The organism is Ruixingdingia sedimenti (assembly GCF_031432425.1).
GTDB classification, from domain to species: Bacteria; Pseudomonadota; Alphaproteobacteria; order Rhodobacterales; family Rhodobacteraceae; genus Ruixingdingia; species Ruixingdingia sedimenti.
Genome location: NZ_JAVKPH010000002.1, coordinates 185,459 through 199,824 on the forward strand (window position 1 = coordinate 185,459; position 14,366 = coordinate 199,824).

Below are 14,366 nucleotides of genomic sequence, written 5' to 3' on the forward strand. Positions count from 1 at the left end.
GGGCGAAAATTTTCGTCGAAAAATTTTCTTGCTCCCCACGGTCCGGGCCTGTCACCTTGAGGGAAACCCGGACAGGAGCCCCCGATGCCCGACTGGAAACCCGCAGGATACCCCTCGCTCAGCCCCTATCTGATCAGCGGCAGGGCAGAGGCGGCCATCGCCTTCATGGAACAGGCGTTCGGGGCCACGCTGCTGCGCCGGTTCGACCGGCCCGACGGGTCGCTGATGCATGCCGAGGTACGGATCGACGACGGCGTGCTGATGATCGGCGGCGCGACCGGGGGGTACGCGCAGGCGGAAACCCATCTGCACCTTTACGTTCCCGATGCGCAGGCCACCTTCGACCGCGCCGTGGCGGCGGGCGGCACCGTGGTGCAGGAGATGTCGCGCAAGGAAGACGGCGACCTGCGCGGCGGCGTTTCTGACGGCTGCGGCACCACCTGGTGGATCGGGCAGCAATAACTGGTTCGGCCCGCGGCGGATCGGCATTCACACCAGCTTCTGGCGGGGCGGGATCAGGAAACGCATCGCGTTTCCCCCGCCCGTCGCGTGGCGGTGCCGTCAGGGGCGGTGATGCCGGGAATAATGGAAAGGCCGGCGCCTGCCCCGGCGGGCGAGAAGCGCCCGCCATGGGCGGGGCGGGCGCTGGCCGGGGGCTTTGGGCCCCCGGCCGGGGCAGCGGAACCGGCATCGCGATGGCGAAGGCACGCGCCTTCGCCAGCCAGAGCAGCGCGGCCGACTGCCCTATCCGTGGCGGCTGCGCCAGGCCTCGGGCGCCATGCCTTCGGCGGCGCGGAACTGGCGGATCAGGTGCGAGGCGTCGCAGAAGCCGGTTTCGGCGGCGATCTGCGCGAGGCTCCGGTCCGTGCGCGCCAGCAGATGGCGCACCTGCGCCAGCCGCACCCGCCGCCCCGCCGCCTGCGGCGAGAGGCCCAGTGCGGCGCGGAAATGCCGTTCCAGCTTGCGCCGGCTGACGCCGAGCGCCTCTGCCAGCGCCTCGACGGCGGGCGGGGCCTCCATCGCCTGCTGCATCGCCAGCAATGCCCGGCGCACCAGCGGGTCGGCGGTCGTCAGGTCCAGCGGCAGGCCGGGTTGCGGGCGGTCCTCGGTCATCGCCTCGTCGATGATCATGATGGCAAGGCTTTTGCGCGCCGCCGCCGCCCCGATATGCCGGTCCACCAGAAACGCCGCCAGATGCGCCGAGGACGCCCCGCCGGAACAGGAAATCCGGTCTCGGTCCACCACGAAGATGCGGTCCGACACGGGCTTCAACCCCTCGAACTCGTTCAGGAAATCGTCGTGGTGGAACCAGCTGACGCAGGCGCGGTAGCCCTGCATCAGCCCCGCCCGGTGCAGGATGAACGTCCCCGTGCACACCCCCACCAGCGGCACCCCCGCCGCCGCCGCCTGCCGCAAAAACGCGGTATGGCCGGGGTGGAGCGGTTCTACCTCGTCGATCAGCCCGCCGACGACGACGATATAGTCGAACCGCGACGGATCGCCCGACCGTTCCCCGGGCTGGACCAGCACGCCGCAACTGGACCGGATCGGCTCCATATCCGGCGACAGCACCCGCCACTGGCACAGGATCGGGCGCGAGCGGTCGCCCTCGTCCGCCGCCAGCCGCAGTACATCGACGAAATTGGCGAAGGCCGACAGCGTGAAGTGCCGCGCGAGGATGAAGCCGATGCGCAGCCGGGGGGCAGGGGGCATGGGAAACTCCGTCAGGAATGGCGCAAAGATACCACCAGCCTGCCGCAAACGTACAGGAAAAATCCGCCCCTTCGGGCATGCTGTCCCAAACCCGGACGACAGGCCCGCCATGACCCGATTCTCTGCCCTTTCGATCCTGCGCCAGGCACTTGCCGGCAACAGCGGCTGGACGCCGCAATGGCCGGAAAGCCAGCCCAAGGCGGAATACGACGTGGTGATCGTGGGGGCGGGGGGCCACGGGCTCGCCTGCGCCTATTACCTGGCGAAGGAACACGGGATCACCAATGTCGCAGTGATCGACAAGGGCTGGCTCGGCGGCGGCAATACCGGGCGGAACACGACCATCATCCGGTCCAACTATCTTTATGACGAAAGCGCGCGGCTTTACGATCATGCGGTGGACCTGTGGGAAAACCTCAGCCAGGACCTGAACTACAACGTCATGTACTCCAGACGCGGGGTGATGATGCTGGCCCACAACGTCCATGACGTGCAAAGCTTTCAGCGCCACATCCATTCCAACCGCCTGAACGGCGTCGACAACCGCTGGCTGACCCCGGCAGAGGCCAAGGCATATTGCCCGCCGCTGAGCCTGAACCCGAACGCGCGCTATCCGGTGATGGGGGCGGCGCTGCAACAGCGGGCGGGGACGGCGCGGCACGATGCGGTGGCCTGGGGCTATGCCCGCGCGGCGGCGGCGCGGGGGGTGGACATCATCCAGAACTGCGCCGTGACCGCGATCCGCCGCGGTGCGGACGGCGCGGTGACGGGGGTGGAAACGGCCAAGGGATTCATCCGCGCGAAAAAGGTCGCGGTTTCGGCGGCGGGCAACACCTCGGTCGTGCTGGACAGCGCGGGGCTGCGCATGCCGCTGGAAAGCTTCCCCCTGCAGGCGCTGGTGTCCGAACCCATCAAGCCGGTGTTTCCCTGCGTCGTGATGTCGAACACGGTGCATGCCTATATCAGCCAGTCCGACAAGGGCGAATTGGTGATCGGATCGGGCACCGACCAGTATGTCAGCTATTCCCAACGCGGCGGCCTGCCGCTGATCGAACATACCGTGGCCGCGATCTGCGAGATCTTCCCGATCTTCACCCGCATGCGGATGCTGCGCAAATGGGGCGGCATCGTGGACGTCACCCCCGACCGTTCGCCCATTCTGGGCAAGCTTCCGGTCAAGGGGCTTTACGTCAACTGCGGGTGGGGCACGGGCGGGTTCAAGGCCACGCCGGGCGCGGGGCATCTGCTGGCCTGGACGGTGGCGAAGGACGAACCCCACCCGATCAATGCGCCCTTCACGCTGGAACGTTTCACCACCGGCCGGCTGATCGACGAAGCCGCCGCCGCCGCCGTTGCGCATTGAGGCCCCCATGCTGCTGATCCACTGCCCCTATTGCGACGCCGCCCTGCCGGAGGCCGAATTCACCTATGGCGGCGAGGCGCATATCGCCCGCCCCGCGGACCCTTCGGCGCTGTCGGACGGTGAATGGCGCGATTTCCTCTTCATCCGCTCGAACCCGCGCGGCCTGCATGCCGAACGCTGGCGGCATGTCCACGGCTGCGGGCGGTTCTTCAACGCGCTGCGCGACACGGTGACGGACCGCTTCGTCACCACCTATCCCGCGGGCCAGCCCCGCCCTGCCTGCCCTGAAACCGACCTGAAAGGCCCCGCCGCATGAACGCCCGGTTCCGCATCCCCGGCAAGGGCCGGGTGGACCACGCCCGCCCCGTCCGCTTCACCTTCGACGGGCGGATGATCGAGGGGCGGCAGGGCGATACCGTCGCCTCGGCCCTGCTGGCGCATGGCATCCACCTGATGGGGCGCAGCTTCAAGTACCACCGCCCGCGCGGCGTGGTCTCTGCCGGGTCGGAGGAGCCGAACGCCCTGATCGGCACCAGCCGCGGCGCGGGCCCCAACCTTGGCCGGACAGAGCCGAACACCCGGGCGACGATGCAGGAAATCCACCCCGGGCTGGCGGCGGAAAGCCAGAACCGCTGGCCGGGGCTGGCCTTCGACATCGGCGCGGTGAACGACCGGATGGGCGGGCTGTTTTCGGCCGGGTTCTATTACAAGACCTTCATGTGGCCGCGCGCCTTCTGGGATCGCGTCTATGAACCCGTCATCCGCCACGCCGCGGGCCTTGGCCGCGCGCCCGCGCTGCCGGACCCCGACCATTACGCCAGCCGCTATCTGCATTGCGACGTGCTGGTCGTGGGGGCGGGGCCCGCGGGGCTGATGGCGGCGCTGGTGGCGGCGCGGGCGGGGCTGTCGGTGGTGCTGGCCGATGAACAGGCGGAAATGGGCGGCGCGCTGCTGTCGGACCCGGGCGTGGGCCTCGACGGGGCGGGGGCCTGGGACTGGCTGAGGGCCACGCTGTCCGAACTGCGCGGCCTGCCCGATGTGCGGCTGATGCCGCGCACCACCGCGATAGGGTATTACCACCAGAACATGCTGGGTCTCTGCCAGCGCGTCACCGACCATCTGGAAACCCCGCCCGAGGGTGCGCCGCGCGAACGGCTGTGGCGGGTGCGGGCGGGGCAGGTGGTGCTGGCGCAGGGGGCCATCGAAAAGCCGCTGGTATTCGACGGAAACGACCGGCCCGGCGTGATGCTGGCGGGGGCGGCGGCGACCTTCCTGCACCGTTTCGGGGTCAGGGTGGGCGCCCGCGCGCTGGTGGCGACGGCGCATGACAGCGCCTGGCACACGGCCTTCGATCTGGCCGAAGCGGGGGTGAGGATCGCCGCCATCGTCGATCTGCGCGACAGCCCGCCCGCGGATCTGGCCGCCCGCGCCCGCGCGATGGGGATCGAGGTTCTGGCGGGCCATACCGTCACCGGCACCACGGGGCGGCTGCGCGTGGCCTCGGCCCGCGTCAACCCGCTGCGCGGCGGGCAGGTGGGGGCGGGGCGGCGCATCGCCTGCGACTGCCTGCTGATGTGCGGGGGCTGGACGCCCTCGCTGCACCTTTTCTCGCACACGCAAGGCACGCTGGCCTGGGATGACGCCGCAGGCGCCTTCCTGCCCGACCGGCAGCGCGAGGCCTGCCGGATCGCCGGCGCCGGCCGGGGCCTGTGGGGCTATGCCGCCGCGCTGGCGGATGGCGCGCGGGCGGGGGCGGCGGCGGTCGCGGCGCTCGGGCGCGCCGCCGAACCCGCGACGGTGACGGTCGCCCGCGACCGCCCCGGCAGCGGCATCGTGGTGCAGGCCCTGCCCACCGACCGCGACCCCGCGCGCGCCAAGGCGTTCGTGGATTACCAGAACGACGTGACCGCCAAGGACATCAGGCTGGCGGTGCGCGAGGGCATGCGGTCCATCGAGCATATCAAACGGTATACCACCACCGGCATGGCGACAGATCAGGGGAAGCTTTCCAACATCAACGGGTTGATGATCGCCGCCGACGCGCTGGCCCGGCCCGCGCCGCAGGTGGGCCTGACCACCTTCCGCCCGCCCTATACGCCCACCACCTTCGGCGCGCTGGCCGGCTATCGCAAGGGCGAAGGTTTCGAGGTCACGCGCAAGGCCCCGATGGATCCTTGGGCCGAGGCGCAGGGCGCGGTGTTCGAGCCCGTCGCACTCTGGCGCCGCGCGCGTTATTTCCCGCAGGCGGGCGAGGATATGCAGGCCGCCGTCGCCCGCGAATGCCGGATGGCGCGGCAGGGGGTGGGGATCTTCGACGCCTCGACCCTTGGCAAGATCGAGGTTGTCGGCCCCGATGCCGTCACCTTCATGGAACGGATGTACACCAACCCTTGGGCGAAACTTTCCCCCGGCCGCTGCCGCTATGGCCTGTTGCTGGGCGAGGACGGGTTCATCCGCGACGACGGCGTGATCGGCCGGCTGGCGGCGGACCGTTTCCACGTCACCACCACCACCGGGGGGGCGGCACGGGTGCTGGCGATGATGGAGGATTACCTTCAGACCGAATGGCCCGACCTCGATGTCTGGCTGACCTCGACCACCGAACACTGGGGGGTGATCGCGGTGCAGGGGCCGAATGCGCGGCGGTTGCTGGAACCCTTCGTGGAGGAGTTGGATCTGTCGGACGCCGCCTTTCCCCATATGGCGGTGGCCGAATGCACCGTGGCGGGGATCCCGGCGCGGCTGTTCCGCGTGTCCTTCACCGGCGAACTGGGGTTCGAGGTCAACGTGCCCGCCGACCGCGCGCCGGAACTGTGGCAGGCGTTGTGGGCCGCCGGGCAGGCGCACGGGATCGTGGCCTATGGCACGGAAACCATGCATGTCCTGCGCGCCGAAAAGGGCTTCATCATCGTCGGGCAGGATACCGACGGCACGGTGACGCCCGCGGATGCCGGGCTGACCTGGGCGGTGGGCAAGGCCAAGGCGGATTTCGTCGGAAAACGCTCGCTCGCCCGCCCCGACATGCTGGCCCCGAACCGCAAGCAACTGGTGGGCCTGCTGACCGAGGATCCGCAGGCCGTGCCCGACGAGGGCGCGCAGATCGTGGACGACCCGCGCCAGCCGGTGCCGATGCGGATGATCGGCCATGTGACCTCGGCCTACTGGTCGCAAACGCTTGGCCGGTCGATCGTGCTGGCGCTGGTCGAGGGCGGGCACGGGCGGATGGGCGAGGTGCTGCATATCCCGCTGCCGGGCCGCATGCTGGCCGCGCGCGTGACCGGCGTCACCTTCTACGACCCCGAAGGCCAGCGGCTGAAAGCCTGAGAGGATGATGATGAGCGCGCATTTCCACAGCTTTCCCCGCGGCGCCGGTGCGACCGTCACCGAATGCCCCCCCGCGGCACGGTTTTCCCTGCGGCTGAAGGCCGATCACCGGGCGGCGGCATCCACCGCGCTCGGGCTCGACCTGCCGGTGCGCATCGGGGCGGTGGTGACGGCGGGGCGCCGGGCGCTGATGCTCGGCCCCGACGAATGGCAGATCGACGGCCCGCCCGGCGATGCGCCGGCGCTGCCCGGGGGGATCCCCCATGCGCTGGTCGACATCTCCGCCCGCGACCGCACCTATCTGCTGGAAGGCCCCCGCGCGGCGGACCTGCTGACCCTCGGCATCGCCCGCGACCTTTCCGGCCTGCACCCGGGGCAGGGCTGCCGCACCGTGTTCGACGGCGTGCAGGTGGTGCTGCTGCGCGAGGGCGCGGAGCGGTTCACCCTGTCGGTCTGGCGCAGCTTCGCCCCGCATGTGGCGCATCTGCTGGCCACCGGACTGCGCGAGTTCCACGCCGGGCTCTGACGCCCCCGCCGCCACCTGCCACCCATAGACCGGGGCCCGCCCCGGCACGGCCCCCCTTTGTCATGGGAGAGACAGATGAAAGACCTTGCCCATCCCGTCGCCGACCCCGAAATCGCCCGCGCCATCGCCGCGGAACTCGACCGCCAGCAGACACGGATAGAACTGATCGCCTCGGAAAACATCGTCAGCCGCGACGTGCTGGCGGCGCAGGGCTCGGTGCTGACGAACAAATATGCCGAAGGTTATCCGGGCCGGCGCTACTATGGCGGGTGCGAGCACGTCGATACGGTCGAGACGCTGGCGATAGACCGGGCGAAACGGCTTTTCGGTGCGGCCTTCGCCAATGTCCAGCCGCATTCGGGCGCGCAGGCCAATCAGGCGGTGTTTCTGGCGCTGCTGTCGCCGGGCGACCGGATCATGGGGCTGGATCTGGCGCATGGCGGGCATCTGACGCATGGCTCGCCCGTCACCATGTCGGGAAAATGGTTCGAGGTCGTGTCCTATGGCGTGCGCATGTCGGACCAGCGCATCGACATGGCGGCGGTGCGCGCGCAGGCGCTGGCGGCGCGGCCGAGGCTGATCGTCGCGGGCGCCTCTGCCTATCCGCGCGCGATGGATTTCGCCGCCTTCCGGGCGATCGCGGACGAGGTGGGGGCGTATCTGATGGTCGACATGGCGCATTATGCCGGGCTGGTGGCGGCGGGGCTTTACCCCGACCCCATCCCGCATGCCCATGTCGTGACCACCACCACGCACAAGACCCTGCGCGGCCCGCGCGGCGGCATGATCCTGACCGATGACGAGGGCTTGGCGAAAAAGATCAATTCGGCGGTGTTCCCCGGCAATCAGGGCGGGCCCTTGATGCATGTGATCGCCGCCAAGGCCGTGGCCCTGGGCGAGGCGTTGCGGCCCGAATTCTGTGCCCATGCCGCGCAGGTGGTGGAAAACGCGCAGGCGCTGGCGCTGGTGCTGGCGGCGGGGGGCCTTGGCATCGTGTCGGGCGGGACGGACTGCCACATGGTGCTGGTGGACCTGCGCCCCTTCGGCATTACCGGCAAGGATGCGGAAACCGCGCTGGACCGCGCGGGGCTGACCTGCAACAAGAACGCGATCCCCTTCGACCCCGAAAAGCCCTTCGTCACCAGCGGCATCCGCCTTGGCACCCCGGCGGGCACCACGCGGGGTTTCGGCACCGCCGAATTCACCCGCGTGGGCCGGCTGATCCTGCGCGTGCTGCGCGGGGTTGCCGAACGGGGCGCGGCGGGCGATCCTGCGGCAGAGGCGGCGGTGCTGGCCGAGGTGCGCGCGCTTTGCGCCGCCCATCCGGTCTATGCGGATTAGGCGATGTTCCTTTCGGCCTTCGACATCTTCAAGATCGGCATCGGCCCCTCGTCCTCGCATACGATGGGGCCGATGGTGGCGGCGGGGCGGTTTCTGGCCGGGCTGCGCGGCGGGGCCGAACGCATCCCCGGCGCGGGCGAACTGGCGCGGCTGGCCTGCCATCTGCACGGATCGCTGGCCTTCACCGGTAAGGGCCATGCGACCGACCGGGCGGTGATCCTCGGGCTGATGGGGTTTTTGCCCGCGACGTTGGACCCCGACCGGGCCGAGGCGATGGAGGCAGAGGTGCGCCGCACGGGCCGCATCACCCCGCCGGGGCTGCCGGAACTGGCCTTCGATCCGGCGCGGGATCTGGTGTTCGACTATGGCCCGCCGCTGCCGGGGCATGCGAACGGGCTGGTGCTGCGGGCCTTCGACGCGGCGGGCAACCCGTATCTGACGCAGACCTATTATTCCATCGGCGGCGGGTTCGTCGCGACACCCGAGGAACTGGCGGCGGCAGGTGGGGATGCCCCGCCCGCCGCCTGCCCCCATCCCTTCCGCACTGCGGCGGAAATGCTGGCGATGGGGCGGGCATCGGGGCAGAGCATCGCGGCGATGAAGCGCGCGAATGAAACGGCGGTGGGCGGGCCGGGGCTGGATGCGCGGCTCGACGCGCTGTGGCAGGCGATGGATGCCTGCGTCGACCGCGGCCTGCGGCAGGATGGCATCCTGCCCGGCGGCCTGAACGTCCGCCGCCGCGCCCGCGCGATCCACGCGCAACTGCTGGCCGAAGCGGGGCGCAACCTTGCGCAGCCGCATGTGGTGAACGACTGGCTGTCGGTCTATGCCATGGCAGTGAACGAGGAAAACGCCGCCGGCGGCCGGGTGGTCACCGCGCCGACCAATGGCGCGGCAGGCGTGGTGCCCGCGGTCCTGCGCTATTACCGCGACCATTGCGTGGGGGCGAACGATGCGGGCCGGCGCGATTTCCTGCTGGTCGCGGCGGCCATCGGCGGGATCATCAAGCACAACGCCTCGATTTCCGGGGCAGAGGTGGGGTGCCAGGGCGAGGTCGGATCGGCCGCGGCGATGGCGGCGGCGGGGCTCTGCGCGGCGCTTGGCGGGACCAATGAACAGGTGGAAAACGCCGCAGAGATCGCGCTGGAACATCACCTCGGCATGACCTGCGACCCGGCGGCGGGGCTGGTGCAGGTGCCGTGTATCGAACGGAACGGCCTCGGCGCGGTCAAGGCGGTGTCGGCGGCGAGCCTCGCGTTGCGCGGCGACGGGCGGCATTTCCTTCCCCTGGACAACTGCATCGAGGTGATGCGCCAGACCGGCCGCGACATGGGGGTGAAATACAAGGAAACCTCGACCGGCGGCATCGCGGTGAACCTGCCCGAGTGTTGATGTCCCCCGCAGGGGGGCGGGCGGGGCGGCGCGCAGGGTGCCAGACTGCCCGCGACACAAGCGGGAGGAGACCATGCGCTTCAAGGACAGGATCTGCGTCATCACTGGCGCCGGGCAGGGGATCGGGCTGGAGGCCGCCCGCATCTTCGCGCGCGAGGGCGCGGCGGTGGTGGTGAACGACGTGAACCCCGACACCGCCCATGCCGCCGCCGCCACGATCACGGCAGAGGGCGGCCGGGCGCTGGCCATCCCCGGCAGCGTGGCCGACCCCGCGCAGGTGAACGCGGCGGTGGACGAGATCCTGAACCGCTTCGGTCGCATCGACGTGCTGGTGAACAACGCGGGCTTCGGCCTGTTTTCCAGCGGTGAAACCGCCACGCTGGAAAGCTGGCGCAAGGTGCATGACGTGGTGCTGGACGGCGCCTTCCTCTGGGGGCAGGCGGTGGCGGTGCGCAGCATGATCCACAACCGCGCCGGGGCGATCGTGAACCTCGGCTCGCTGGCGGGCCTGAACGGCACGCGCAACCTGTTCGAATATGTCAGCGCCAAGCATGGCGTGGTGGGCATGACCAAGGCGATGGCGGTGGAATGGGGGCCGCATGGCATCCGCGTCAACTGCGTCTGCCCCGGCGTGACCGATACCCCCGGCAACACCATCCGCGCCCGCGACCCCGAGGCCTATCAGGCCCGCATCCGCCGCATCCCGCTCGGCCGGTCGGCCGATCCGGCGGAACAGGCAGAGGTGATCGCCTTCCTCGCCTCGCCCGCGGCGTCCTTCGTCAACGGGGTGGCGATCCCGGTGGATGGCGGGCAGATGGCGCTTTATTCCTGAAACGCGAACGGCCCGGCGTCGCCGCCGGGCCGTTCCTTTCACATGGGCCGGGGCCTATTCCGCCGCGGCCTCTGCGCCTTCCTCGAAACCGCCGTTGCGGCGGTTCCAGCGGATCGAGGACCACAGCGAGATACCGATCAGCGCCGCCCCGCCAAGGCCGGTGATGACCTCGGGGATATGCACCAGCGTCTGCACATACATGATCACCGACAGGATCAGGATGGCATAGAACGCCCCGTGTTCCAGATAGCGGTACTGCGCCAGCGTCCCCTTTTCGACCAGCATGATCGTCATCGAACGCACATACATCGCCCCGATGCCGAGGCCGATGGCGATGATGAACAGGTTCTGGCTCAGCGCGAAGGCGCCGATCACGCCGTCGAAGCTGAACGAGGCGTCGAGCACTTCAAGATACAGGAACGCGCCGAGGCCCCCCTTGGCGGCGCCGGTCATCATTTCCTGTTCCCTGTCGAGGATCCCGCCCAGGATCTCGACCAGAAGGAAGGTCAGCAGGCCATAGATCGCGGCATGGATGAAGGTGGTCGCCTGCGCCGCGCCCACCTGCGTTTCCACCACGCGCGAGAACAGCAGCATCACCAGCAGCACGAAACCGATCTCGATCCCCTTGATCGAGGCATATTGCGTGGCCTTGTTTTCCAGCCAGCGGACCCAGTGGACGTCCTTTTCATGGTCGAAGAAGAAGGTCAGCCCGACCATCATCAGGAAGGTGCCGCCGAAGGCCGCGATGGGCAGATGCGCATCATGCATGATGCGGGCGTATTCCTCGGGCTGGCTCGCGGCCATCACCAGCGCGGTCCAGGGGCCCACCTGGGCGGCGATGACGACGATCAGCAGCGGGAACACGATCCGCATGCCGAAGACGGCGATGATGATGCCCCAGGTCAGGAAGCGGTGCTGCCATTTCGGCGTCATGTCCTTGAGCTTGTTCGCGTTGACGATCGCGTTGTCGAAGGACAGCGAGATTTCCAGCACCGCCAGCACGCAGACGATGAAAAAGACCTTCATCGCCCCGCCGAAGGTATGTTCGGTCGAAAAGCCGAGCCAGAGCCCGAGCCCGAGCCCGATGGCGGTGAAGATGAAAGCCCAGGTGAAATAGCCGAGCGTGGAGCGGGTTGCGGTCGGGGCGGTCATGCCGACACGCCCTGACGGATGGAAACGGGGCATGAAGGGGCTGCGCAAACGCAGATCCGGTGTTGGAGCATCTGAAACGAGTCCGTGCGGCAGTTTCGCTCTGCGACGCCGACATCGCAAGAACGCCGCAGGTTCTTGCCAGAGGGGCCCGGTCGCCGTGCGCCTGACTCAGGCAGGCCCCCCAAATATCGTGTCTCGGACCGCATCCGCAACCCCGGCGCGGGGCCGGCGCGGAAAAAGACCGGCATCCCGGCGCACGCGGGAATGCCCATGCGGGGAAAGCCCCGGCCTGCATCGTTGTTCCCCTCGGCGGTTCGCGCCCCGTGGCTGCTGTCGGCGGCCTCCGGCGGGGGTATTTGGGAAAAGGTGAAGCGCAGGCGCATCATAGAGACCCGGCGCATGCCTTTCACCGTGACCCAAATATCCCCGCCGGAGGCTCCTGGGCTTTCCGTCGGCACCACCGCCGGGCAGGGGCCCGCCATCGCCCCCGGCGCCCGCTGATCGGGTCCGGCTGCTAGCTGAAATCGCGTGCGGCCAGCGCCCGGGCGATTTCGGCGCGCACCAGTTTGCGCACGTTGCGGGTGATGCGTTCGCCGAGCGCGCCCTGCAGTTCCTCGCGTAGGATGTCGCGCACCAGATCGCGCAGCATTTCCTCGTCGATCAGCTCGTCGATCTCTTCGGCCATGCCCGCGAAGGTGCCGGCGGGATCGGCGTCGAAGGTGCCGGCAAAGCCGGTTTCGGGGGCGGGCTGCGGTTGCGCGGCGAAGGGCGGGGCGGTGAAGGGGGGCGCGTCGTCCCAGTCTGCCGTGGCCTCGGGCGGTTCGTCCAGATCCGCGGGGCGCGGTTCCGGTTCGGCCGGGGGCATGGCCTGGATTTCCGGTTCGGGTTCCGGCTCTGCGGCGGGCATCGCCACCGGGCGCGACAGCGCGGCGGGGAAGCGGTCGCCCTCGTCGGGTTCGAACTCGATCGCGCGGGCGGCCAGCATCGCTTCCAGTTCGGCGATGCGGGCCTCGAGCGTGTCGGGCACGGCGGCGGGTTCTGCCGCCGTAGGGGGCGCCGGTTCCGGGGCGGTAGGCTGGACGCGGAAGGCGGGGGTCAGCACCAGCCGCGGCGGCCCCGCGGGGGCGGCGGGGCGGGGCGGGCGCGGTTCGTCCGCGACCAGCCGCCGGATGGATGACAGCACGTCCTCGATCTCGACATTGGTCATGCGCTCGGACATGGCGGACCCCGGTTGCTTTGGGCAGGTTGGGTACAAAGAGTAGCCTCTCTGCCCCCCGGACACAACAGATAGTGGCAATTGGCGGCAATTGCCGCCTATTCCGCCCCGATCGACTTCAACACGCGCTCCAGCCGCTTGCCGCGGGTCGAGGTCGCGGGCGCGTCCTTGACCGCGTTGTAATAGGCCGTCGCGTCATAGGTCGGGATGCCGAGCCCCAGATGTTCCACCGTCAAAAGGCCCATCGCCGCCAGCAGGCCATAGGTGGCGTTGTATTCCGTCGTCACCGCCGACAGCCGCGCGGCCTGCGCGTCCAGCAGTTCCTGTTCGGCGTTCAGCACGTCGAGCGTGGTGCGCGCGCCGAGCGTCGCTTCTTCCCGGATGCCCTCATAGGCGGCGCGGGCGGCGCGGATCTGCTGGTCGCCCGCCGAAATCGCCGCACGCGCGACCGAAATGCGCGCCCAGGCCTGGCCCACCGCCTCTTCGACCGAGGCGGCGGTCTGGTGCAGCGCCGCGCGGGTCGCATCGCGCCGGGCGATGGCCTGCCGGAACAGCGCCGATCCGCGCCCGCCCTGGTAGAGCGGCTGCGACAGCTGCACCCCGACCGAGGCGCTGTCGAGCCCGCCGGTCGCGCGCCCGGCCCGCGCCGAGGCGGTGACGTTCGGCATCTGCGACGCCTCGACCCGCAGCACGTTGATTTCCGACGCGCGGACCTCGTGCTGCAACTGCTTGATGGCATAGTGGTTGCGCTGCGCGATGGCCTTGGCTTCCTCCAGCGTGCGCGCGGTCTGGGGCGCGCGCGGCGGCGGGCGCAGCCGGCCGGGGAAGTTGCCGACGGCAAGGTTGTAGGTCTCGCGCGCGATGCGCAGGTCGCCGTCGGCCAGCGCCAGATTGGCGCGGGCGGCGGCCAGGCGCGCCTCGGCGATGGCGACATCGGTGCGCGTCACCTCGCCCAGTTCGAACCGGTCCTGCGCGGCGTTCAGTTCCTGCTGGATCACCCGCACGTTCGACTGCCGCAGCGCCAGCGTATCCTCGGCCAGCAGTACCGCGGTATAGGCCTGCACGGCGCCGAACAGCACCTGATGTTCCACCCCCACCAGCGACTGGCGCGTGGCCAGCACCAGTTCCTTCGCCGCGTCGATGGCCAGCCGCCGCGCGCCGAAGTCGAACAGCGTGATTTCCGCCGACAGGCTGATCTGCTTTTCCAGCGACGAGGCGGTGGTGACGCGCGGCCCGAGGATGGTGGTGGTCAGCCGTTCGGCGCTGCTTTTGGTCATGCCCATGGAATAGGCCACCACCGGGCGCAGCGCGGATACCGCGACCGCCACATCCTCGTCGGCGGCGCGCAGCACGGCGCGGTTCTGGTCCAGCAGGTTGCTGCTGCGGTAGGCGGCGATCAGGGCATCGGTCAGGGTTTCCGCATGGACCGCGGGGGGCGCGGCCAGCGTTGCCGCAGCACCGAACACGGCGGCCAACAGCGCCGATCTGAAACCCTTTGTCATGCCCT

The 14,366-nt window shown here is 69.7% G+C and carries 12 protein-coding genes; 8 read left to right on the top strand and 4 right to left on the bottom strand.

Annotation, left to right across the window (positions count from 1 at the left end; translation table 11 throughout):
• The first annotated feature begins 84 nt into the window (after positions 1 to 84).
• Complete coding sequence (locus tag RGD00_RS02925) at positions 85 to 462, top strand: VOC family protein (RefSeq protein ID WP_310455744.1); 378 nt, start codon at positions 85 to 87, stop codon at positions 460 to 462.
• 282 nt (positions 463 to 744) lie between these two features.
• Here RGD00_RS02925 and RGD00_RS02930 read toward each other — a convergent pair whose 3' ends face one another.
• Positions 745 to 1,713, bottom strand: a complete 969-nt coding sequence (locus RGD00_RS02930) for a GlxA family transcriptional regulator (protein WP_310455746.1) — start codon at positions 1,711 to 1,713, stop codon at positions 745 to 747.
• 109 nt (positions 1,714 to 1,822) lie between these two features.
• On the opposite strand from RGD00_RS02930, the gene RGD00_RS02935 reads away from it, so the two are divergent.
• The 7 genes from RGD00_RS02935 to RGD00_RS02965 all read left to right on the top strand — a co-directional run bounded on the left by RGD00_RS02935 (position 1,823) and on the right by RGD00_RS02965 (position 10,491).
• Positions 1,823 to 3,076, top strand: a complete 1,254-nt coding sequence (locus tag RGD00_RS02935; protein ID WP_310455748.1) for a sarcosine oxidase subunit beta family protein — start codon at positions 1,823 to 1,825, stop codon at positions 3,074 to 3,076.
• Positions 3,077 to 3,083: 7 nt separating this feature from the next.
• Positions 3,084 to 3,392 carry a sarcosine oxidase subunit delta gene (locus tag RGD00_RS02940; RefSeq protein WP_310455749.1) on the top strand — a complete coding sequence of 103 codons (309 nt, stop codon included), beginning with the start codon at positions 3,084 to 3,086 and terminating at the stop codon, positions 3,390 to 3,392.
• The gene (locus RGD00_RS02945; RefSeq protein ID WP_310455750.1) at positions 3,389 to 6,400 is read left to right on the top strand and encodes a sarcosine oxidase subunit alpha; all 3,012 of its coding nucleotides are present in this window, start codon (positions 3,389 to 3,391) and stop codon (positions 6,398 to 6,400) included. The genes RGD00_RS02940 and RGD00_RS02945 overlap by 4 nt, the downstream gene beginning before the upstream one ends.
• A gap of 10 nt (positions 6,401 to 6,410) precedes the next feature.
• Positions 6,411 to 6,926: a sarcosine oxidase subunit gamma gene (locus tag RGD00_RS02950; protein WP_310455751.1), complete on the top strand. Its 516-nt coding sequence runs from the start codon at positions 6,411 to 6,413 to the stop codon at positions 6,924 to 6,926.
• Between the two features lie 75 nt (positions 6,927 to 7,001).
• Positions 7,002 to 8,267: a serine hydroxymethyltransferase gene (glyA, locus tag RGD00_RS02955; RefSeq protein ID WP_310455752.1), complete on the top strand. Its 1,266-nt coding sequence runs from the start codon at positions 7,002 to 7,004 to the stop codon at positions 8,265 to 8,267.
• Positions 8,268 to 8,270: 3 nt separating this feature from the next.
• Entirely contained in the window at positions 8,271 to 9,659 is a 1,389-nt protein-coding gene (locus RGD00_RS02960) for an L-serine ammonia-lyase (RefSeq protein ID WP_310455754.1), read from the top strand.
• 73 nt (positions 9,660 to 9,732) lie between these two features.
• Positions 9,733 to 10,491: an SDR family NAD(P)-dependent oxidoreductase gene (locus RGD00_RS02965; RefSeq protein WP_310455755.1), complete on the top strand. Its 759-nt coding sequence runs from the start codon at positions 9,733 to 9,735 to the stop codon at positions 10,489 to 10,491.
• Positions 10,492 to 10,545: 54 nt separating this feature from the next.
• Here RGD00_RS02965 and RGD00_RS02970 read toward each other — a convergent pair whose 3' ends face one another.
• From RGD00_RS02970 to RGD00_RS02980, 3 genes are all read right to left on the bottom strand, one after another.
• Positions 10,546 to 11,643, bottom strand: a complete 1,098-nt coding sequence (locus RGD00_RS02970; protein ID WP_310455756.1) for a DUF475 domain-containing protein — start codon at positions 11,641 to 11,643, stop codon at positions 10,546 to 10,548.
• 514 nt (positions 11,644 to 12,157) lie between these two features.
• A complete protein-coding gene (locus RGD00_RS02975; protein ID WP_310455757.1) occupies positions 12,158 to 12,862 on the bottom strand; it encodes a hypothetical protein in 705 nt (234 codons plus the stop codon).
• Between the two features lie 95 nt (positions 12,863 to 12,957).
• Positions 12,958 to 14,361 (bottom strand): TolC family outer membrane protein, encoded by a 1,404-nt coding sequence (locus tag RGD00_RS02980; protein ID WP_310455758.1) that lies wholly within the window; start codon positions 14,359 to 14,361, stop codon positions 12,958 to 12,960.
• Positions 14,362 to 14,366 lie beyond the last annotated feature (5 nt).